The organism is Microbacterium meiriae, from assembly GCF_032364335.1.
Taxonomy (GTDB): domain Bacteria; phylum Actinomycetota; class Actinomycetes; order Actinomycetales; family Microbacteriaceae; genus Microbacterium; species Microbacterium meiriae.
Window position 1 is genome coordinate 67,393 of sequence record NZ_CP133984.1, and the last position, 21,569, is coordinate 88,961.

General features: G+C 70.2%; 19 protein-coding genes. 4 read left to right on the plus strand and 15 right to left on the minus strand.

The window, feature by feature from the left end; all coding sequences use genetic code 11:
- Positions 1-59: 59 nt before the first annotated feature.
- Genes RI211_RS00335 through RI211_RS00345 form a run of 3 tightly spaced genes read right to left on the minus strand, consistent with a single transcriptional unit; the run spans position 60 to position 3,294 of the window.
- Positions 60-1,895: a YhgE/Pip family protein gene (locus RI211_RS00335; protein WP_187662843.1), complete on the minus strand. Its 1,836-nt coding sequence runs from the start codon at positions 1,893-1,895 to the stop codon at positions 60-62.
- Entirely contained in the window at positions 1,892-2,671 is a 780-nt protein-coding gene (locus RI211_RS00340; protein ID WP_315636808.1) for a hypothetical protein, read from the minus strand. Before RI211_RS00340 ends, RI211_RS00335 begins: the two co-directional genes overlap by 4 nt.
- The gene (locus tag RI211_RS00345) at positions 2,668-3,294 is read right to left on the minus strand and encodes a TetR/AcrR family transcriptional regulator (RefSeq protein WP_315636809.1); all 627 of its coding nucleotides are present in this window, start codon (positions 3,292-3,294) and stop codon (positions 2,668-2,670) included. The genes RI211_RS00340 and RI211_RS00345 overlap by 4 nt, the downstream gene beginning before the upstream one ends.
- 202 nt (positions 3,295-3,496) lie before the next feature.
- Between RI211_RS00345 and RI211_RS00350 the strand changes: the two genes are divergently transcribed.
- On the plus strand, positions 3,497-4,204 hold the full coding sequence (locus tag RI211_RS00350) for a GntR family transcriptional regulator (RefSeq protein ID WP_315636810.1): 708 nt from the start codon (positions 3,497-3,499) through the stop codon (positions 4,202-4,204).
- 42 nt (positions 4,205-4,246) lie between these two features.
- Here RI211_RS00350 and argG read toward each other — a convergent pair whose 3' ends face one another.
- Positions 4,247-5,692, minus strand: a complete 1,446-nt coding sequence (argG, locus tag RI211_RS00355) for an argininosuccinate synthase (protein WP_025105204.1) — start codon at positions 5,690-5,692, stop codon at positions 4,247-4,249.
- A 115-nt stretch (positions 5,693-5,807) separates the two neighbouring features.
- On the opposite strand from argG, the gene RI211_RS00360 reads away from it, so the two are divergent.
- Positions 5,808-6,515 (plus strand): ZIP family metal transporter, encoded by a 708-nt coding sequence (locus tag RI211_RS00360; RefSeq protein ID WP_259954122.1) that lies wholly within the window; start codon positions 5,808-5,810, stop codon positions 6,513-6,515.
- A gap of 18 nt (positions 6,516-6,533) precedes the next feature.
- On the opposite strand, the gene RI211_RS00365 is transcribed toward RI211_RS00360, so the two are convergent.
- The 10 genes from RI211_RS00365 to RI211_RS00410 form a co-directional block, all read right to left on the minus strand.
- Complete coding sequence (locus tag RI211_RS00365; RefSeq protein ID WP_187662849.1) at positions 6,534-6,941, minus strand: pyridoxamine 5'-phosphate oxidase family protein; 408 nt, start codon at positions 6,939-6,941, stop codon at positions 6,534-6,536.
- 87 nt (positions 6,942-7,028) lie between these two features.
- Positions 7,029-7,727 (minus strand): phosphotransferase family protein, encoded by a 699-nt coding sequence (locus RI211_RS00370; RefSeq protein ID WP_315636811.1) that lies wholly within the window; start codon positions 7,725-7,727, stop codon positions 7,029-7,031.
- A gap of 24 nt (positions 7,728-7,751) precedes the next feature.
- Positions 7,752-8,855 carry a DUF4064 domain-containing protein gene (locus tag RI211_RS00375; RefSeq protein WP_315636812.1) on the minus strand — a complete coding sequence of 368 codons (1,104 nt, stop codon included), beginning with the start codon at positions 8,853-8,855 and terminating at the stop codon, positions 7,752-7,754.
- A complete protein-coding gene (locus RI211_RS00380) occupies positions 8,849-9,598 on the minus strand; it encodes a hypothetical protein (RefSeq protein WP_315636844.1) in 750 nt (249 codons plus the stop codon). Before RI211_RS00380 ends, RI211_RS00375 begins: the two co-directional genes overlap by 7 nt.
- A 131-nt stretch (positions 9,599-9,729) precedes the next feature.
- Positions 9,730-13,233, minus strand: coding sequence for a PKD domain-containing protein (locus tag RI211_RS00385; protein WP_315636813.1), 3,504 nt, complete (start codon positions 13,231-13,233; stop codon positions 9,730-9,732).
- 216 nt (positions 13,234-13,449) lie between these two features.
- Positions 13,450-14,502, minus strand: a complete 1,053-nt coding sequence (locus RI211_RS00390; protein WP_315636814.1) for a vWA domain-containing protein — start codon at positions 14,500-14,502, stop codon at positions 13,450-13,452.
- On the minus strand, positions 14,499-15,485 hold the full coding sequence (locus tag RI211_RS00395; RefSeq protein WP_280565864.1) for a VWA domain-containing protein: 987 nt from the start codon (positions 15,483-15,485) through the stop codon (positions 14,499-14,501). The genes RI211_RS00390 and RI211_RS00395 overlap by 4 nt, the downstream gene beginning before the upstream one ends.
- Complete coding sequence (locus tag RI211_RS00400; protein ID WP_315636815.1) at positions 15,476-15,913, minus strand: hypothetical protein; 438 nt, start codon at positions 15,911-15,913, stop codon at positions 15,476-15,478. Before RI211_RS00400 ends, RI211_RS00395 begins: the two co-directional genes overlap by 10 nt.
- Positions 15,914-15,950: 37 nt before the next feature.
- Complete coding sequence (locus RI211_RS00405; RefSeq protein ID WP_315636816.1) at positions 15,951-16,838, minus strand: DUF58 domain-containing protein; 888 nt, start codon at positions 16,836-16,838, stop codon at positions 15,951-15,953.
- A 31-nt stretch (positions 16,839-16,869) separates the two neighbouring features.
- Positions 16,870-17,949 (minus strand): AAA family ATPase, encoded by a 1,080-nt coding sequence (locus RI211_RS00410; protein WP_186326348.1) that lies wholly within the window; start codon positions 17,947-17,949, stop codon positions 16,870-16,872.
- Positions 17,950-18,268: 319 nt separating this feature from the next.
- Between RI211_RS00410 and RI211_RS00415 the strand changes: the two genes are divergently transcribed.
- Positions 18,269-19,387, plus strand: coding sequence for a HesA/MoeB/ThiF family protein (locus tag RI211_RS00415; RefSeq protein ID WP_268777566.1), 1,119 nt, complete (start codon positions 18,269-18,271; stop codon positions 19,385-19,387).
- Complete coding sequence (locus RI211_RS00420) at positions 19,384-20,649, plus strand: MFS transporter (RefSeq protein WP_105948988.1); 1,266 nt, start codon at positions 19,384-19,386, stop codon at positions 20,647-20,649. The genes RI211_RS00415 and RI211_RS00420 overlap by 4 nt, the downstream gene beginning before the upstream one ends.
- Here the strand turns inward: RI211_RS00420 and RI211_RS00425 are convergent.
- Entirely contained in the window at positions 20,576-21,550 is a 975-nt protein-coding gene (locus RI211_RS00425; RefSeq protein WP_315636817.1) for a DMT family transporter, read from the minus strand. The two genes, RI211_RS00420 and RI211_RS00425, sit on opposite strands and share 74 nt — an antisense overlap.
- Positions 21,551-21,569: the final 19 nt, after the last annotated feature.

Sequence of the window (21,569 nt, forward strand, 5' to 3'; positions counted from 1 at the left end):
GCTCTCGCATCATAGCCGCCCCGCGCTCGCCGCGGGATGGTCCGCGGCGAGCGGGAGGGTCAGCCGATGAGGCTGGGCTGCAGATCGCGCAGCGTGCGGCGGTGCGTCATGCGGGTGACACCGATCATCGCCAGCAGCAGGGCCCCGACGAGCCAGGCGCCCAGCACAGCCAGGTCCCAGCCGGCTCTCGCGTAGTCCCCGCCGTACATGAGCTGGCGCATGGCATCGACGACGTAGCCGAGGGGCAGCACGTGGTGCAGCGCGGCGAGGGGAGCGGGCAGTGTCTGCCAGGGGAACGTCCCGCCCGCTGTGACGAGCTGGAGCACCATGAGCACGAGGCCGAGGAACTGCCCCACGGACCCGAGCCAGACGTTGAGGGCGAGGATGATCGCGGCGAACGTGGCCGAGGCGAACATCATCACCCCGAGCGTGCCGAGCGGATGATCGAACGTGAAGCCGAGCGTGAGCGCCAGGATCCCCATGAGGCCGAGCATCTGCACCGCGCCGAGCATCGCCGGCGTCAGCCAGCCCGCGAGCGTGATCCGGATCGGGGAGTGCAGCGCCGTGACGGCCCGGCGGGAGATCGGCTTCACGATGAGGAACAGCGCGTAGATGCCGATCCACGCGGAGAGGGCGGCGAAGAACGGGGCGAGGCCGGCGCCGTAGTCCTCCGCGGAGGCGACCTTGTCGCTGGAGACCTTCACCGGGTCCGCGATCGTGTCGGCCTGCAGGGAGCGCAGGTCGGGGGTGGAGGCGGGGATCGCCTGCACACCGTCGGCGAGCCCGTCCCGCAGCTCCGCGGTCCCGGAGGACAGTGTCTTCAGGCCATCGCGGAGCTGGGCCGCGCCCGAGTTCGCCGCGGCCGCGCCCGTCGCGAGAGTGCCGGCGCCGCCGGCGAGCTCGCTCGCCCCCGATGCCAGCGAGGCGGAACCGGCGGCGAGCTGGTCGACCTTGCCGACGGCGTCCTGCACCTGCGCGTTGCCCTCCTCGATCCGGGTTCCGAGCGGATCCAGGCGGGCGAGCACCTCGTCGATCTCCTCGGGCGCGAGTCCCTGCTCCGTCAGGAGGTCGGCGATGTCCGAGCGCACCTGCGGCAGCGCGTCCGTCGCCTCCTGCACCGCGGCTCCGGCCCGGTCGGCGACGTCGGCGAGCTGGCGGTTGCCCGCGCTCACCTGCTGCGCGCCGTCGGCGAGCGTCCGGGCCCCGGAGGCGAGCTGCGCGGAGCCGTCGGCGAGCTTCGCCGTCCCGTCGGCGAGCGTCGTGCTCCCGGAGGCGGCGCTGCGCGCGCCGTCGACGAGCTGCGTGGCGCCGTCGGTCGCGGAGACCAGGTTGTCGCGCACGTCGCTGAGGCCGGTCAGCAGTCGCTCCGCGGCCTCGCTGCCGACCATCTCGGCGACGGAGCTGCGGATCTTCTCGACGGCCTGCGATCCCATCGACGACGCGAGGTAGTTGTTCGCGTCGTTGGTCTCCAGCTCGATCCTGGCCTGGTGCGGGTCGTCGCCCGCCGCGGAGGTGAGGGCGGTGGAGAAGTCGGCCGGGATCGTCACGGTGAAGTCGACCGCGCCGTGGCGCAGGGCGTCGGCGGCTTCGTCCTCGGTCATGCGCTGCCAGTCGAACGCGTTCCCCTCGATCAGGTTCTCCGCCACGTCCTCCCCGTAGTTGACCGTCTCGTCGCTCGCCGGTTCGGTGCCGGTCGTGGGGGCGGGAGCGCCCTCGTCGTCGACCACCAGGGCCACGGGGACCTCGGAGAACTTCGCGTACGGATCCTGGTTCGCCCAGAGGTAGAGGCCGCCGTAGAGGATCGGCACGCAGATGAGGGCCACGAGGGCGAGGATGCCCATCCGGCTCGCGGTCAGGCGGCGGAGTTCGGCGGCGATCATGGCGGGGACCTTCATCGCGTTTCTCCTTCCTCGTCGGACGGGGCTTCGTCCTCGGACCGTACTTCGTCTTCGGTCAGCGGTTCGTCTTCGGCCAGCGGGTCGTCGTCGGTCACGGCCTCGTCGTCGGTCACGGCCTCGTCGTCGGGACGCTCGAGGACCAGCGGCTCGACGGGACCGGACGCGTTGATCGCATCGAACTCGTGCATGCGCTCGAGGGCGACGGCGGCGGAACCGCCGACGATCACGAGCATGGCGTAGCCGCGGTCCGCGAACTCGGCCGCGATGCGCCACCATCCGTCCGGGCTGCCGCCGTGACGATCCGGGGCGACGAGGACGATGCCCTCGACGCCCTCGCGGAGCACCGCGAGCTCGCACAGGATGCGCACGCGGGCGGCCGGGTCGACCGAGCCGATGGGGACGGAGGCGAGCTCCTGGTATCCCACCCGGCCGAGCCAGCGTCGGGCGTGGAGCGGGGTCGCACCGCGCCCGGCGAACATCAGCTCCTCACCGACCACCCCGGCGAGGGTGATGTCCGGATGCGGGTCGCTGACGTCCGGCGCGTCCACGAGGGCGACCCGGCGACGCAGTTCCTTCGGGCTCGCCGCCGCATCGATGGTGACGCGGCCCGTGTCCGGGCGCATCCGCCCGCTCGCGATGAGGCCGAGCACGGTCGGCCGCTGCTCGGTCTCCGCGAGCGCGTAGCGGACCGCGCCCGAGTGGAACTCGAGGCTCATGGAGGGAAGCGCCTGTCCGGCGCGACCCTTGCTGACATCGTGCAGTGTGATCCTCATGCGCGGACCTCCTGGTCGTCGGCGGTGATGTCCGGGTGAGTGGTGAGCAGCTCGTCCGCCTCGCGCCAGGAGAGTCCCGCGATGCTGAGCACGACACGGACGGCGACGTCTCCGGCGCCACTGCTCTGCGCGTCGGTGCGGGAGACGACGGTGCGCGCCATCTCCTCGATCAGTCGGGCGAGCGTGGGGGCGGCGAGGTCCGTGCGGAAGCTGCCGTCCTCCTGTCCCCTCCGCACGAGGGCGGCGACGCTCCGGCGCAACGGCGCGAGGGCGGCGGCGGTGTGCTCGACGTGCGCCTCGTCGAGGGCGAGCGCGGCGGCGACCTGGATGTGTGCCGCCTCCTCCCAGAGCCGGGCGGCCAGTCGGGCGAGGGCGAGGCGGGCGTCGGGGTCGTCGATGGAGGCGGCGATGGCATTGAAGCGCTGGGCGCCGGTGGAGACGAGTTCGCGGATCAGGGTGTCCCGATCCTCGAAGTGTCCGTAGAGGGTGCGGCGCGACAGGCCGGCGGTCCGGGCGATCGCGTCGAGGGAGGCGTGCGGGTCGGAGGCAAGGGCGCTGCGAGCCGCGGACAGGATGCCGGCGCGGTTCTCTGCAGCGTCGCGACGGAGGGCGCGAGTGGTCATCCCTCCATGGTAATAACATGCACAGCACTGTGCAAGATAACTCAGCAACCTCGCAGCGTACCGACCGCGAGGCCGGGCGCCGAGGCTCCTCCGGGGAAGGTCGTGTTATGTTACGCGTCGCGCTTCGGCGCATTCTCAGTGGAGAGACCGGTCCGGACCGGGGCTCCGGCGGGATCGGTCCATGCAACGGCGGGGGGACGCCATGATCGAGAAGAAGGATGATGCACGCGCGGTGAGCGGGACATCGGCGGGAGGGGATCGGCACGGCGGCCTGCAGGGCAGGCTGACGGATGCGATCGTCTCGGGGGCGCTCGCGCCGGGCACGCGGGTGGACGAGCGGGGGCTCGCAGCCGCCCTCGGTGCCGCGCCGGCGGATGTCCTCCGTGCCCTGGACGGCCTCGCCGCTGTCGGACTCATCGCGGTGCGCCGCGACGGCACCCGGTGGGTGACCGCCTTCGACGGCGACCGCGCGCGCGACGTGGTGGCCCTGTTCGGCGACGTCTGGATCGGCTCCGTCCGACGCACGATGGCAGTGCTCCACGCGGACGACCTCGACTACCTGGACGAGCTCGACGAGGACGTGGCACTGGCGGTGCGGTGGCGGGACGGCTCCGCGTTCGGCGACGGCCTGCGCGCTCTCGCGGTCGCCTTCGCGCGGATCGAGGGCAACGCGGAGCGGGCCGAGCTCGTCGGGAGCCTGGGGACGCTTCTCGCGTGCGTCGCCCGTCGCGCGGGGAGTGTCTTCGACTGGTCGGACGTGCGCGCCGCGGTCGTACGGATCGCCGTCGTGCTGCCGGGACGCGACGCGGCGGCGATGCGCACCGCCCTCATCGCGCTGTTCGACGACGTGCTGCCGGGGATCGTCGACCGCGCGGTGGCGCCGGCGCATCCGCTCGCCGCGGCGTCCTGATCACGGGGGCGGGTGCACGGTCGCCCGCGGCGCCCCGTGCGCTCAGTCGGTGCCGGAGTCGAAGGCCGCGCGCTCGGAGGCCGTGTCGACCGCGTCCGCGAGGTTCTCGTCAGCCTCCGAGATCGAGCCGTGCACGGACTCGGTGATCTCGGCGGACTCGCCGGCGGTCACACGGCCGACGAGCTCGCCGGTCGCGCCGCCGACGAGGCCGAGGCCCGCGTACTGCTCCAGGCGCGCGCGGGAGTCGGCGATGTCGAGGTTGCGCATCGTGAGCTGGCCGATCCGGTCCACCGGGCCGAACGCGGCGTCGCCGACGCGCTCCATCGACAGCTTCTCCGGCCCGTACGACAGGTTCGGGGAGACCGTGTCGAGGATCGTCCAGTCGTCGCCGCGGCGCAGGCGGATCGTCACGGTGCCCGAGATCGTCGAGCCGACCCAGCGCTGGATGGACTCGCGGAGCATGAGCGACTGCGGCTCGAGCCAGCGGCCCTCGTACATGAGGCGGCCGAGGCGGCGACCCTGCTCGTGGTACGTGGCGAGGGTGTCCTCGTTGAGGATGCCGTTGACGAGGCGCTCGTACGCGATGAAGAGCAGCGCCATGGCCGGGGCCTCGTAGATGCCGCGTGACTTCGCCTCGATGATGCGGTTCTCGATCTGGTCGCTCATGCCGAGGCCGTGGCGCCCGCCGATCGCGTTCGCCTCCTGCACCAGGGCCACCGGGTCGCTGAACTCGACGCCGTTGATCGCGACCGGACGACCGCCCTCGAACGTCACCGAGACGTCCTCGGTCTCGATGGCGACGGACGGGTCCCAGAACTTCACGCCCATGATCGGGTCGACGGTCTCCAGCGAGACGTCGAGGTGCTCGAGCGTCTTCGCCTCGTGGGTCGCACCCCAGATGTTCGCGTCCGTCGAGTACGCCTTCTCGGCCGAGTCACGGTACGGGAAGCCGTGCGCGACGAGCCACTCGCTCATCTCCTGGCGACCGCCGAGCTCGGTGACGAAGTCCGCGTCGAGCCAGGGCTTGTAGATGCGCAGGCGGGGGTTGGCGAGCAGACCGTAGCGGTAGAAGCGCTCGATGTCGTTGCCCTTGTAGGTCGAGCCGTCGCCCCAGATGTCGACGCCGTCCTCGCGCATCGCACGCACGAGCAGCGTGCCGGTGACCGCGCGGCCGAGGGGAGTGGTGTTGAAGTAGGTCTTGCCGCCGGAGCGGATGTGGAAGGCGCCGCAGGAGAGCGCGACGAAGCCCTCTTCGACGAGCGCCGTCTTGCAGTCGATGAGACGAGAGGCCTCGGCGCCGTACTCCAGCGCGCGGCCGGGGATGGAGGCGATGTCGTCCTCGTCGTACTGGCCGAGGTCGCCCGTGTAGGTGAAGGGGACAGCGCCCTTGTCGCGCATCCAGGCGACGGCGACGGAGGTGTCGAGTCCTCCGGAGAAGGCGATGCCGACGCGCTCGCCGACGGGCAGGGACTGGAGGACCTTGGACATGGCCCCCAGTCTATCGGCGCGCGACCCACCCCCTTTCGTGTGTTCCGGCCCCTTTCGGACGCACGCAGAGGGGTGGCTCGCGCAGAAAGGGGTGGGTCGGCGGGAAGATGGGCGCATGGGTGGAGCGATTCTGTGGGGAGCCGTCGCGGCGGCTCCGCTGTTCGTCGGCGCGGTGCTCGCGATGCTGCGCACGTGGCCGCCGCGGTGGCTGGGCATCGTGCTGGGCTTCGGCGCCGGAGCCCTGATGGCCTCCATCGCCTTCGAGCTCTGGGAGGAGGGGCTCGACCGCGGTGGTCCGATCCCCCTCGTCACCGGCGTCGCGCTCGGAGCCCTCAGCTACTACATCGCCGCCCGCATCCTCGACGCCAGAGCCGCCAGGAAGAAGGGCGAGGCCGGGGGAGGCCAGCTCGCAGTGGGGGCGCTCCTCGACGGGATCCCGGAGCAGCTCGTGCTCGGCATCGGTCTCGCCTCGGGGGAGCCGGTGAGCATCGCGCTCGTCGTCGCCATCCTCGTCTCGAACCTCCCGGAGTCCATCGGCTCCGCCGCCGACCTGCTCGACGGCGGCATGCGACGGAGCAGGGTGCTGCTGCTGTGGGCCGGGGTCGCCGTGCTGTGCGCGGCGGCCACCGTCGCCGGATTCGCCCTGGCGAGCGTGACCGGCGAGGTCTTCCGCTCCGGGGCGAGCGGTTTCGCCGCGGGCGCCCTGCTCGTCATGCTGGTGGATTCGATGGTCCCGGAGGCGCAGTCGAAGGCGAAGGAGTCCACGGGGCTGGCGACCGTCCTCGGATTCGCGCTCGCCGCCGGTCTCGCCTTCGCCTCCTGAACGGGACGGCGGGCGCGTTCAGACCCCGCTGGTGCGGGGGTCGCGGCGGACGCTGCGTCCGGTGATGCGCTCGATGCGGAACGACAGCGGGAGATCACGGTCGTCTCCGGCCCACGGGTGCACCCGCGCCGCCGCCCCGGCCGCCTGATCCTCCGGAACCGGCGACAGGACCCCGTGCATCAGCACACTCCACCCCAGGCCGCCGATCGGATCGTGGTAGTCGACCTCGAAGGAGACCGTGGCCGCCTCGCGGGACAGCGCCGCCAGGTGGCCGTCCGGTGAGGTGCGCAGGAGCAGCTCGTGCCCCGAGACGACGAAGTTCACCGGATGGATCTGCACCAGGCCGTCGTCGACGAATCCGATCCGGCCCACCGTGGTGGTCGCCAGCAACTCGTAGGACTGCTGCTCGTCGAGTTCGTTGATCATGCGGACACTCCCTCCCCCTGTGCGGCCAGTGTAGCCACGCCGCTGCCGATCATCGAGGGGATGGACCCGGAATCACCGGGTGAGGTGTCAGGCCGACCACCTCTCCAGGTCCGCGGTGAGCGCGGCGAGGTACTCCGGAGGGCCGGCTTCCGCGAACCACAGCCACAGCTCGGCGGCGTGCACGGGGTACCACGCACGGACGCGGGCGGGATCCGCACCGTACCCGTCGATGAGCGCCCGCTCCGAGCGCGGATCCTTCCGTGCGGCTCCCCACGCGGCTCGCGCCAGCTCCCGCAGCGGATCGCCGCGGTGTGCGGCCTCCCAGTCCACGATCCCGGAGATGCGTCCGTGCTGCGCGAGCAGGTTGCCGTCCGTCCAGTCGCCGTGACAGAAGACGCTTCCGGACGAGGGTGGGATGAGCAGGGGGAGGCGTGGCGCCTCGGCGGCGCGATACCGCTCGATGATGGCCGCGTCGTCCGGCGCGGGAAGCAGGTCGTCCGGCGGGTCGAGCCGGTGCAGGGCGCGCAGCAGGGGTGCCGAGGCCCGGAGATCCGCGATCCGGACGTCGGCGTCAGCGTCGTCGAGACGGGCACCGGGGAGGGCGGTCATGAGGATCACGCCCGACCGCTCCTCGACCACCTCGGGCACGGGGAGCCCGGAGTCGACGAGCCCGCGAAGGGCCCGCACTTCGTTGAGGTGTCGCGCCGGATCGGAGAGGCGCTTCTCGACCAGCCGCCGCCCGCCGTGCTCGACGAGCCGCACCGTGCCGACCGCTCCCTGCCTCATCCCGTCATCCTCGCACCGGGCCGGTCACTCGAAGCCGGGGTAGTCCTGCAGCCGCTCCTCGAACTCCGCGCGGTCGTCCTCGCTCAGCACCTTGCCGGCGATCACGACGAGCTGGAGCCCCTCGATCGGTTCGCCGGTGCGCGCGCTCTGCGCCTCTCGCGAGCTGCGGAAGCCGCCGTCGGCATCGTTCGACAGGTCGTAGATGTTCGCGTAGAAGCGCAGCGGGTCGGGGTAGTTCTCCGTGTAGTACTCCCACGTCGTCTGCGTGCGAGGGTCATCGCTGCCGTAGAGCTTGGCGATCATGGACGGGTCGATGCCGGAGTTCGTCGGATCGTTGAACGAGTACAGGTTCCACAGGCCGTGGGACGCCACGACCTCATCGATCGCCGCCATCACGTCGAGCTTGCGCGCGTAGCCCTGCACGGGCTGCTCGGTCGCCCAGGCCGCCGACGTGTACTCCGACAGCATCGACTCGCCGCCGTAGCCGTTCCGCTCCGGCCGGACATCCTCGTCGCCGACCTGGACCCACGTGAACCCGAAGTCCGCGGTGAGCCGTTCACGGATGTCGGTGAAGAGGGAATCAGCCTCCGCGCGCACCTCCTCCATGGACTGCTGGGTGAGCGCCTCCTGCGGGGAGGTGCCCTTGATCCCGGGGTAGGCCTCCGCGTGCCGCTGTTCCGCGGTCTTCACGCCTTCGTAGTTCCCGGATGCCGAGGTGCGCAGAGCGCTGAGTGCCCCCACGGTCGCGACGTTGAACAGGACGGTGAGGACGAGCGCGATGACCCCGAGCCGTCGTCCGCCGGGGGTGAAGAGCGCGGCCACGATCACTCCGAGCACCACGAGCTGCAGCGTGATCATCGTCACTCCGTACAGCAGGTCGGTGCCGCCGACCACGAGCGTGCCGAACAGGATCAGGGTGAAGAGGATCGCGGCGACCAGAGCGATCCAGCCGAGCGCATTCGTGGAGGTCTTCTTCTCCTCCGTGGGCAGCTGTGGATCGACCGGTGGCGTGAGGTCGATCGGCTGCTGCCGCCGGGCACCGCGGTAGCCCCCGGGCGGCGGGACGGGCGGGGCGCCCTCGGTACCGCCGACGTAGCGGGCGCGCTGCCGCTCGTGATCACTCACCATGGCCTGTCCGTCCCGGTGCCGCCGGGGTCGTCCCCCTGTTGCTGGTCCCGCTCCTGCGTCCCCTGCTCGAGCTTGTCCTGGAGATCCTGCAGCTTGTCCTCGGACGGCTGCGGTTCCTCCTGATCCTTTTGCGGCTCCTGCGGCTGCTGTTCCTGCTCCTGCTCCTGTTGCTTCTGCTTGAGGCGGTCCTCGGTGTTGTCCAGGGTGTCCGACATGTCGCGCTCGGGGTCGGGGGACTGCTGCTGCGCCTCGTCGCTGCGGCACTCCTCCGGGGTCTCGACCGTGACGGTCAGCGCCTCGCCGTAGAGGGCGGTCGCCCCGGCGCCATCGCCATCGGCCCTGGCGGCGTCGCCCATCCGCTCGATGACGAGAGCGAGGTTGATCCGGACCGGGCAGACCTCCAGGCCGGTCGCGAGGTCGAGGGAGCGCTCCAGCTCCGCACGGGAGGCGGGGAGCTCGTCGGCACCGGCCAGTGCGGTGCCGATGTTGTAGGGGGCTTTGTACGGCTCGAACCAGTTCAGGACGTCCTGTCCACGCGCCGAGGCTTCGGAACCCGCGAAGTCGTCGACGACGTAGGCGGTGATGGCCTGGTGGGCGAACGCGTACATGCTCAGCAGTTTGCCCACGAAGAGCAGGGCCGCGAGGGTGAGCGGGATCGTCCCGATCGCGACCCACCGGCGGATGAGCCGGCGACGGCGGTTCGAGCGGAGGAGGGCTGCGGCGGGGTCGTCCTGCGCAGGCATCACGACCCACCTCCTCCCCTGTCGTCGGCGTCTGAACATCCTATCCGCGACGATCCGGCGCGACGGATACGGCGATGCGACGGACGCCGACCCCGGCTGGTCGAGGTCGGCGTCCGTCGCGTGCGGTCCGGTTACTGCGCAGCCTTGACGCGGAACGTGTCGAAGGACACGCCGAGCGGCGCGGTCGCGCTCGCGGAGCGGCTGCCGCTCAGGCCCACACCACCCGCCGGCAGCGGGGTGGGGTCGCTCGCCCGCAGCTGCCAATCGGCGGGCTCCGCGGCGTCTGTGACCCAGAGCTTCGCGACGAGCGACGTCTTGTCCGTTCCGGTCACGGACGCCTTCAGCGTGTACGTGGTGCCAGGGGTGACTGTGACGCCGTTCAGTGCCCGGGTCGCGAGGACGGTGCCGTCGCGGTGCGCCACGAGCCAGACCGTGCCGTCAGGGCGAAGCCAGGCGCGGACGAGATACCGACCAGCGGACGAGTCGCGGGCGATGACCCCGATGTAGGAGCCTCCTGTGCTCGGCGGCTGATCGACGCGGAAGGTCGTCTCCAGCGCCGGGTCCAGAACCGACGGCGCGTTCAGCGTCGCGTGGCGGGTGTCTCCCGCGGCCAGCTTCAGCTGCCCGAAGCCGTCGGCGACGCTGGCCGCGGCCGCGGACCCGCCGGCGATCTTCCAGGCGCCGCCCGTGAGGGCTTCGCCCCACCCCGGGCCGGCGGTCCGGTCGAACTCGTCGCTCGCGAGCGGCGCGGGCTCCGCCACCACGGCCTCCCGGGTGGTGGTCGCCGTGCCCCCGACGTCGTCCGTCACCGTGAGGGTGACCGTCCGCGTCCCGGCCTTCGGGTACGTGTGCGTCGCCGTCGCGCCTTCGCCTGTCGTGCCGTCACCCCAGTCCCAGCGGTAGCTGCGGATGCTGCCGTCGGCATCGGTCGATGCCGACGCGTCCGCCGACACTGTCAACCCCGAGGCGGAGAGGGTGAACGAGGCCGTGGGAGCCGCGTTGGCTCCCTGCACGACGACCGATTTCGTGACGGACCCCACGAGATTCTGGCTGTCGGTGACCGTGAGCTTGACCGCGTACGTGCCGGGCTTCGCGTACGTGTGCGACGGCGTCTTGCCCGTACCGGTCGTACCGTCCCCGAAGTCCCAGCGATAGTCCGAGATCGTGGTGGTCCCCGGCGGCACCGAGGCGCTCGCATCGAAGGCCGCATCGAGCCCGGTCGTGGTCGCCGTGAAGGCTGCGACAGGTGCCGTGGAACCCCTGCCGACCCCGTAGTGCGTCTTGACCTGTGCGGCGCTCAGCCCGTACGGGTACACGGCGAACTCGTCGATGTTACCGGTGAGGGACACCGACTTCGGGACGTTCGGCCAGTTGGCCAGCTTGCCGCTGCCGACCTTCCAGAAGCCCTCGTAGTCCTGACCCTTGGTCACACCGGTGATCTGATCGTTGAGCTGCCCGTCGACGAAGAGCTTCATCCCCTCAGGGCTCACCGAGGCCACGACGTGGTGCCACTGGTTGTCGTTGTAGGCCGACGTGGTCGTGATGACCCTCGTGCCGTCGCTGTACACCCCGAAGTTCAGGCGTCCGTCGTTCGACATGTAGACGTTGCGATCGTAGTTCCTCGAGAAACCGGCGGCCGAGCTCTCGAAGTCGAAGAGCAGGCCCCCGGAAGTCGTCGACGTCTGGAACCACATCTCGGCCGAGTACGCGCCGGGCGCCGGCATCTTGGTGGTCGTGTCCACGCGTCCTGTCTCGGTGCCGTCGAGGCTCGTCGCGCCCGCGACACCCTTCGGAACGCCCGACGACAGCGGCTTCGCCCCCGCGCGGAAGAGTGGGCTGTTCGTCCCGGCGACGTCCTGGCCGATCGTTCCCAGGGGGTAGTAGAGCTGCGGTTCGTCGGCGAGCACGGCGTCGGAGTACGGCTGGCCGGATGCGGCGACCGTGACGGTCGCCGTCTTGCTCGTGACCGTGTTGCCGTCGCCGTCCGTGGCGGTGAAGGTGTACGTCTGCTGCGAACCGGCCGGAGCCGTCGTGTCCTCGAAGGTGACGGCGGGCAGGTTCCACCAGGTGGAGTCGACCTTCGTGGTGAACAGCGGAGTGGTCGAACCGGTGCGACGCAGCTCGTAGGTGAGCGTGAGGTCGTCACGATCCCAGTTGGCCGGGATCGACACCTTCACCTGGCCGGGGACGAGCGAGGTCGCGGTCGGCTCCCACCTGTCCCCGGAGAGCCGAGGTCCGTCCTTGGGCCCGCCGGGAGGAGTGGTCGAGAAGCGCACGAGCCCCTCGAACTGTCCGTTGTTGACCGAGCGGAACTCGCCGCCGATGGAGATCATGTTCCCCGTGCCGGTGATGGACAGCCCCGCCTGCCCCAGACCGGTGGTCACGCCGACCGCCCAGTCCGGGGACCAGGCGTACGGCGACGGCGCCGGAGTGCCGCCCCAGTCCTTGCGGCCCGGTGCCGCGGGCTGGGGGGCCAGCGTCCCCCTGGCGTCGGCGGTGTACGCCTCGGAGTACCGGTGGACGCGCGGAGCCTGCTCCGGGTGGAGGCCGAGGGTCAGGCAGGTGTGGGTGTGACTGGTCGTGTAGACGACCTTGCCGGTGGAGTAGACGCCGTAGTGGTCGCCGATGCAATCCGCGATCCAGCGGACCTTGCCGGTGCCGGCTTCGGCGGCGAAGGTGCCTTCGAGGCTGCCGGTCGCGGCGTCGGCGAAGCCCCAGCCGGTGCCGTAGACACCCGTCGCGTCGGTGGCGAGACCGAACGTCCCGGCCTTGCCGGCGTAGATGCCGGATCCGGCGCCGTTCTTGACGGTCTTGGCCAGCCCCCAGTCCGTGTTCAGCGCTCCGGTGGTCTTGTCCACGGAGGCGCTGCCGCGCATCTCGGTGTTGCCGTTGACCTGGGAGAAGCGTCCGCCGACGATCGTGTCCGCGCCGGCCGGGTCCATGACCATGGCATCGACCTGGAGGTCGGTCTGCGGAGCCCAGGGTCGGAGGGCACCGTTGGTGGTGTCGAAGGCGGCCAGGTTCTTCCGGGGCGTGCCGTTGGCCTGCGTGAACAGCCCGCCGGCGTAGACCGTCGTCCCCGACGTCGCGAGGGCGTACACGCCCGAGCCGCCGATGGACGGGACGAATCCGGGGACGAGCTCGCCGCTCTTGGCGTCGATCGCGGCGATGTTCCAGCGGTCCTTGCCGTTGACCTTGTTGAACGAGCCGCCGATGTAGATCCGGGTGCCGTCGGGCGAGGCGGCGACGGCCTTGATCACGCCGTTGACCTTCGGCGCGAACGGCAGGAGCGCGCCCGTGTCGATGTTGTAGGCGAGCACGTTGGAGCGCGCCGTCAGCGCCGTCCCCGGAGCGGCCTTCGGCTCGCGCGCGTTGTCGAACTTGCCGACCGCGTACACGATCGAGCCGATCGTCGTCTGCGCCCAGACATACCCGTTGTCGATCTGCACGGTCGGGATCGGATCGGACGTGACCACGTTCTGATCCCGCTGCAACAGCGGAGGCAGGCCGCCCGGGGCTTCGGCGGCCACGGCAGCACCCCCACCGAGGGCGACCAGCCCCGCGGCGACCATCACCCCCGCGATCGCTCCGGCCACGCCCGTGCGCGCGCGCTTCCAGACAGCACTGTTCCCCATGTGTGTTCCCCAGTCTTCTGATGGCCGACCCCACGTCGGCACGACATCGCCGGACGACCGGCCGCGAGAGCTTCCCCCAGAGATGCTCGTATCGCAGTCGTCCGCCTCGGCGAACCCCCGTCGAAGGCATAAGAGCCTGCGACGGGTAACACAATACCATCGAAAGGCGCGGCACACACGCCGTATCTGCAGGGAAGCCCGGGGCCTCGGGTGCCGTCAGGGGGTGTGGGGTGGAACCGACCGTCCGGCGCGAGGGACGCGGAGGCCGCGGAGCCGGGCGACCAGGATCGTCGCGCGGGTGAGCTCCACCGCGAGCGCGGCGAGGATGACCAGTGCGGCGACCCAGTACAGCTCGATCACGTTCCCCACCTCGCCGGCGTCGGAATAGGCGGTGGTACTCGACGGTGCGGCGGGGAGCGACGGGGCGACGCCCGCCTCCCGGTGCTCGTATTCGACGCCGAGCTGTCCGGCGATCGTCTCGAGGTTCCCCTCGTCGATGACGGAGAGTGCATCGGCACCCTGGTACTGGATGTACTCGGAGCCGTTCTGATCGAGGCCGCCCGTCGTCACGCGCATCGGACCGCCCTCGGCCGTCCCGTACCCGAAGACGGCTCCGGCGTCGGTGTAGCGCGCGCTGTCGGCGAAGGACTCCGGCGCGGAACCCGTCGTCTGCTCGCCGTCGCCGAAGTAGAAGACCATGCGCGAACGGTCCGGCGACGACTCTGCCGCGGCGGCGAGGGTCTCGCTCAGCAGCGGTGCGGCCACGCCGATCGAGCTGCCGCGCGACTGGCTCGTGACCTCGGGGCGCAGCACGTCCAGCGATCCGAGGAGGGCGGTGGTGTCGGTGGTCAGCGGAATCCGCAGCTCGGCCGCCGCATCCGAGGTGACCAGGGCGAAACGGGCTCCGGGGTACTCCTCCACGAGGGCCCGCACGTCCGCGCGGACGCCATCGAGCCGGGGAGAGCCGTCGTCCCAGTCCTCGGCGACGATGCTCGCGGTGGTGTCGACGACGAGCACGATGTCGGTGTCGGTCGCCAGCGTCTGCGTGGATCCTCCGGGGAGCCCCGGCCGCAGCAGCATCACGGCGCAGGCGAGGACCATCACGAGCCGCAGGGCCCACAGCGACCGGTGCACGGCGAGAGCGCGTCGATCGGTCACGACCTCGCCGCCGACCCGCGGGGCGCGGACGAGCATCCAGACGCCCACCGCGGCGACGCCGGCGCACAGCAGCAGGATGAGGAACACGGGGAGGACGGGCTGGAAGATCACAGGCGCACCCTCCACACCAGGACGACGAAGCCGAGCGCGAGGACCGAGAGAACGGCGATCCACAGGTTCGGGGTGTCCGTCCAGACCACCTGCGCCTCGCCGCGCAGCGCCGTGGCCTCCTGCTTCTGCACCTCGTCGATGATGTCGCCGACCGTGGTCGTGTCACGGAGTCCGTACGCGGCGCCTCCCGTGGCCTCGGCGGCGGCCGCGAGCTCGGCGCTGACGTCGGCGTCCTTGCCCTCGACCGGGTTGATCGCGAACACCCGCACGTCCTGGGAGGCCGCATACGCCGCGGCCTCGTCGAGCGTCACGATCGAGGCGCCGTTGATCTCGTTGTCCGTCGCGAAGATCACCGACCGCGACCGGTCGTCGTCCGGGTGGTCGAAGCCCATGGTGCACGCCGCGAGCCCGTCGCCGATGAGGGAGGCGCCGTCGCCGTTGAGGGTGCCGAGCCAGTGCTCCGGGATCTCGTCCACGTAGTCGAAGCTCGACATCATGCTCGCGAGGTGCTCGCGGATGAAGTCGTAGTCGTCGGTAAGGGGGAAGATCTGCACGGGCGAGCTGTTGAAGATCGTCAGGCCGATGCGCTCCCCCTCGAAGCCGTCGAGCAGCTCGTCGAACACGGAGAGCACCTCGACGTCGACCTCGGACATCGAGCCCGACACGTCCAGACACAGCATGATGTCTCGGCTGGTGTCGACGGGCTGCACCGTCTGGGCGGACATCGGCCGTGCGGCCACGACGCCGGCGGCCAGTGCCGCTCCCGCGCCGAGAGCGAGCAGGCCGGTCAGGGCGACGGCGCGACGGGACAGCGCCTGACGGAAGGACGGGAGCGCCCGCAGCCGCTCCGCCCTGGCCACGCGGGCCGTGTCCGCCGCACGCCGGTCCCGATGGCGGCGCAGCCCCACCACGAGACCGATCACCACCGCGGCGACGACGACAGCGGCGGCGAGGACCAGCATCCAGACGTTCGCTAGTGCCATGCGCGCACCACCGTCCTGGCGGCTTCGGCTCCGGCGACCGGGTCGATCGCGGGCCCCTGCCGGAAGATGCTCGGATAGTAGTGACGACCCATCGCGTCGATGAGCGCAGGGTGCACGCCGCGGGACACGAGATCGTCGAGGGCGAGCACCGGTGCCTCCAGACCGCTGTACTCGTTGACGAACGTGCGTACGACGCGGCTCAGCTCCAGGTTCGCCTGCCGTGCGGAGAGTCGGCGGTCCCGGTAGTCGTGCTCGACGCGGTCGATGCGGTCGAGGTACTCCGAGCGCAGAGCGGACAGCACATCGAGCGTGGACGGCTGCCCGGCATCCGCGGACCCTCCGGAGGCGGCGGTGCGGGGGCGGGTGAGCCGGAACAGCAGCCAGGCGCCCACGATCAGCAGCGCCAGGACGCCGAGAGCGAGTAGCATCCATCCCCACCCGTACTGCGCCGGGGGGTAGAGCTCGTCAGAACCGGGCATCGGACCTCCGGTTCAACAGGTGCAGCAGCTGCGGAACGGCGTGGTCCTGACCGTCGAGCGCGGCGTGGCTGATCTCCATCCGTGTGAGCAGGTCGGCGCGCCGGGCGGCATCCGCCGCCCGCTGCGCGCTGAGCTCGTTCACGATCGTGCGGTCGCCCTGGATGAAATCGGGAACCTGCCAGAGGCTGTCGACGTCGGCGCGCAGCCGCGCGGACCGGTGATCGAGCACCGGTTCGGCGTCGCGCAGGGTGATCCAGAGCACGTCGTGCTGCACGCGCAGTCGGCGCAGCAGCCGCTCGGTCTCCGTCGTCACCGGGGCCTCGTCGGTGACGACGACGACGATCATGCGCCGCGCGATCGTCCGCGTGACGAAGGAGAGCAGGGCGTCGCGATCGCTGGGGGCGGCCGCGTCGTCGACCGCGCGGTCGATCGTCCGCAGCGCGTGTTCCAGGGCGCCTTCGCTGCGCCCCGGCGCCAGGCGACGGACGCGCGAGGAATCGCCGTAGACGACGGTGAAGTCGTCGCCGTGCCGGAGCGTCAGCACGCCGAGCGCTCCGGTCGCCAGGATCGCCAGGTCCTTCTTCGAGCGCTCGTCCGCGGCGAGAGCGGTCATGGAGCGCCCCGTGTCGACGACGAACATCACGGTGTGCATGCGCGTGGCCCGTGACCGCTTGACCAACGGCGTGCCGAGGCGGGCGGTCGCGCGCCAGTCGATGTCACGCACCTGGTCGCCGTACTCGTACTTGCGCAGGTCCTCGAAGTCGAGGCTCCGCCCGTGCAGCAGCGACGCATAGGCGCCGTCGAGCGCGTGCAGCGACTTGCGGTTCGAGTGGATGAAGAGCTTGCTCTTCACCTGCGTGATGAGGCTGGGCATCTGGCGCGGGGTCCCTGAACGTGTCGACGGGTCAGGGCGTGGGCACGGCGGCGAAGATCTGGTCGATGATCTCCTCGCTGCGGATGCCCTCGGCGTCGGCCTCGAACGTCAGCAGCACGCGGTGCCGCAGCACGAGGTGGCGCAGGGCGCGGATGTCCTCGGGAAGGACGTGGGTCCGGCCGCTGAGGAGGGCGAGGGCGCGCGAGGCCTGGAGGAAGGCGATGCTGGCCCGCGGGCTCGCGCCGTACTTGATGAAGCGGGCGCGCTCGTCCCCGATGTACGGCGCGGGATTCCGGGTCACGTACGCGATCGACACGATGTAGTTGCGGATCGCGGGGTCGACGTAGATGCGGCTCGCGACGTCCTGCAGCAGGTGCACGTCGTCCAGCGTGACGGCGCTGTGCACGTGCCGGTCGGGGTCGAGCACGCCCGAGTCGATGCGGCTGAGGATCTCGAACTCCTCCGCCGGGCTCGGGTACTCCACGATCTCCTTGAGGAGGAACCGGTCCATCTGCGCTTCGGGCAGCTCGTACGTGCCCTCCTGCTCGATGGGGTTCTGCGTCGCGATCACGAGGAACGGCTTCGGCAGCGGGTGGATCTCGCCGCCGATGGTGGTCTGGTGCTCCTGCATCGCCTCGAGCATGGCGCTCTGGGTCTTGGCGCTGGAGCGGTTGATCTCGTCGAGCAGCACGAAGTTCGCGTGCACGGGGCCGAGCACCGTCCGGAAGCTGCCCGTCGCGGCGTCGTAGATCTGGTTGCCCGTGATGTCGCTCGGCAGGAGGTCGGGCGTGCACTGGATGCGCTTGAACTTCGCCTTCACGGTGTCCGCGAGCGTGCTGGCGGCAGTGGTCTTGGCGAGGCCGGGCACGCTCTCGAGGAGGATGTGACCGCCGGCGATGAGCGCCACGAGCAGGCTGGTGCGCAGGCGCTCCTGGCCCACCATCTTCGCGGAGTACGCGTCGGAGATCGTCTGCAGCACGGAACCGGCGCGCGCCATCTCGGCGTCGGTCGGAGCGGCGGCGGGGGCCGCGGCGGCGATCGGCGCGGCGGACGCGGGCGGTGGCGGGGGTGCGGAGATCGTCGGCGGGGTCGGCGCGTCGGCGTCGGTCATCGGTCTTCGTCTCCCTCGGTCACACGCGGGCCCGCACGGCGCGCCCCTCCGCCGACCAGCGTAATCGCAACCTGCGCGGAGGTTGCCGCTAAGCGGCCGGATGAGTCTGCTCCAACGCCTCCATTGACATGCAACGTTTTACCCGCTGATACTTGGCTCGTTCGATACCGACCCGACTATGCGAGAGGAGGAGCTATGTCGTTCACAGTTCGGGCAACCAAGGAACGTGACATCAGCTGGGGTGTTCTCTGAGAACGCGTACGCCACCCCGTATCGCTCGGCCTCCTCGGTCGAGCGATACGGGGCCGGAAGGAACTTCATGCGACCGCAGATCAAAAGAGCGCTACCCATCTATTGGCTCGCTGACGATGTCGTCCGCATCGGCGCGCAGCAGGGGATCACGAAGGAGCTCACCGACCCGCAGGGCCAATTGCGCGTCCTGTTACCGCTGCTCGACGGCAGGCGTGAGTACGGCGACGTCCTTCGAGAGGCGTGCCAAGCCCTCGGCGACCTGTCTGAAGACGACGTGCGCGAGGGGATCCAGTATCTCGACGCAAGCGGCCTCATCGAGGACGCGTGCTCTTACGACAGCCTGCCCGTTCGGCTGGAGGCCAATCAGACGTTCTTTGCGGCCGCCGCCGAGAATACGCAGGCAGCGGCGAATCGTGCCCAGCACGTTCTCCGCGAGTCTCATGTCGTTCTGCTCGGGCTCGGAGGGGGCGGAAGCGCAAGCCTCCCGCAGCTTCTGGCGTGCGGCCTCCGTAAGCTCACCATCCTGGACTACGACGTCGTAGATGAGAGCAACCTCAACCGGCAGACTCTGTTCCGGACGAGTGATATCGGGCGGAAGAAGACCGACGTAAGCGCAGAGTATTGTCGAGCGTTCGCTCCGGACGTCGATGTCGAGGTGTTCGATCTGAAGGTCGCCTCGGTGGACGACATCGTTCGGGTCGCGCGGGGAGCCGACGTCATCATCTGCGCCATCGATGAGCCTCGGTTCATTGCCCAACGCCGTGCGAACGCCGCGGCGGTGCGACTCGGAATCCCCGTCGTCATCATGCTCACTCAGCACACCAGCGGCCGCTTCTTCTCGGTGGTTCCGCGAGAGTCCGGCTGCCTCGATTGCTTGCACATCTTCGACGAACTCAACACGGATGGCTTCCTGCGGCAGTTCCATGCACTGATGTCGCCGGCGAGAGACGCGGCGACCGCGGCGATTGCGCCGCACATTCAGAGGCTCACGTCCTTCGGCGTGGACGAGGCGATGCGCCTGATCACCGGATACGCGGCCCCTTTGGGTCTCGGCCGACAGGTCGAGGTGAACTACATCTCAGGAGCGCTCCGCATCATCATGAACTGGGATCGACACCCGGGCTGCCCGACGTGCGGATCGGGCGACTCCCAGTTCGACTACATCTTCGATGCCGACCCGCTGTGAATCCGCCTCGGCTGGGTCTCTGGCGCGTCCGCGACTATCGGGCGTGGTTCGCCGGTGACACGCTCACCCAAGTCGGCCTGAGCATCGGGGCCTTCGCCTTCACTCTTCTCGGCTACTACGTCACATCCGACGCCTTTCTCGCAGGGCTGATCGGCACTGTCTCGGCCGTCGCGCGGGCGGTGTCGACCCTTCCTGGTGGCGTTCTCGCCGACAGGTTCGACGCCCGAAGGCTGATGATCTGGTCGGGCGCGTCCGCGTTCGCAATCTACGCAGGGCTGTCGGCGATGTACGTCACGGGCACGCTGACGACAGCTGCGCTTATCGTGATCGCGGCAGGAGAGGGGCTCGTCGTGGGGCTCTTCTTCACGGTCACGGACGTCGCGCTCCCGCGCATCGTCGGGAAGCGATTCCTGGCCGAGGCATCCGCAGCCAACCAGTCTCGCGACGCAGCCATCCGGCTTGCGGCGGCACCGGTATCGGGGCTGCTCTTCGGTGTGCACCCTTCGTTGCCGCTGATCGTCTCGGCGGTCGCTCGGCTCGGGGAAGTCGGATCCGCCCTCGCGATACGCAAGGACCTCAGCCCCGAGGGCCTCGGTGACGAAGCGGGGGTGCGATCGCTCGCCGCAGGTCGTCGTTGGCTGGCGGTGTGGCGTCAACCGCGAACCCTCATCGGTCTGATCGTGCTGGTCAACTTCTGCCTGGGTGCCTGTGGAATGACCATCGTGCTCAGCCAGCAACAGACAGGCACCCCCGCGTGGCAGATCGGAACCATCCAGACCATGCAGGGCGCCGGCGTGCTCGCAGGTGGAGCCGTCGCGGGATGGATACTCCGCCGATACAGCGGGCGCGCGATCGTGCGCCTATCGATCTGCATGATCACTCTGGCGTTCACCGCTCTTCTCGTTACTCAGAGCGTTCCCGCTGTGGCGGTCATCGGCTTCGTCGCCTCGATGCCGTTGATACCTCTCAACGCCGTGCAGGGGTCGTACCTCGCGTTGATCATCCCCGACCAGATCCGCGGTCGCGTGCTGTCGCTTTCGTCCTTGCTCGGAGCGCTCGCCGGCGGTGCCGCGCCTCTGCTGGCCGGAGCGCTTCTGGAGTACGCCGGTTACTACCTTGCGGTCGGGGTGCCTCTCGCCATCCTCGCGGGGACGGCGGTGGCCGCTGCGCTCTCCAGGGCGGTCGGAGCTATTCCTCGGAGGAGCGAGTTCGACCAGGTCGAACCGCTTCCCCTGTCCGCGGGTGCCATCGCAGACGCGTGATGAGCACGCCGAGCAGGCACAGCGTGCCGCCCACGAACATGAGCGGGGTGGGCACCTCCCCGAGGATCAGCCAGGACAGCAGGATCGCGAGGGCCGGGACCACGTACGTCGTCGCGGAGGTCTTCCCCGCGGTGCTGCGCTGCAGCACGTACGCCCAGGTGGTGAAGGCGATCGCGGTGGGGAAGATACCGAGGTAGACCACCCATAGCGTTGCGTCGAGGGGCGCCGTCTGTACGTCGGCGATCAGGGCGCCGAGCCAGGGAAGCAGGGCGATCGTCCCGGCGGCCGCCCCGAGCCAGGTCAGCGTGGTGGCGTCGACCCCCGAGGTGAGCAGGTGTTTCTGCAGCAGGGTGCACCCCGCGTACATGACCGCGGCGAGAAGGGCCAGCAAAAGGCCCGTGAGGTCGGGGCCGGTGCTGCTGGTGGAGTTCATGCCGATGAGGACCACCCCGAGGAAGGCGATGGGAGCGCCGATCACGAGGGGTCGGGGGAATCCCTCCCGGAGGAAGAGACCGCTGAAGACGACGACCATGAGCGGCGCCAGGTTCACGACCATCGCGGCGGTCCCGGCGTCGAGGGTGCGTTCGGCGCTGTTGAGGGCCAGGTTGTAGATGCAGAACCATCCGACTCCCCACACGGCGATCAGCAACCAGTGGCGGCGCTCCGGGAGCCGGATGCCGTGCCGCAGCGCGATGATCGTCAGCACGAGGGTGCCCACGGCCATGCGCAGCAGCGCCAAGGCCCCGGGGTCGTAGTGCGGCCCCGCGCCACGGATCCCGATGAAAGCCGACGCCCAGAGTACGACGGTCACGCCGGCTGCGAGCAGCACGAGGGCGCCGCGCGATCGCGCCGGCGAGCCCTGTGGGTCGAGCCGCTCTGACGCCCTGATGTCCTGTCGCACCGTTCGATCCTGGCACCGG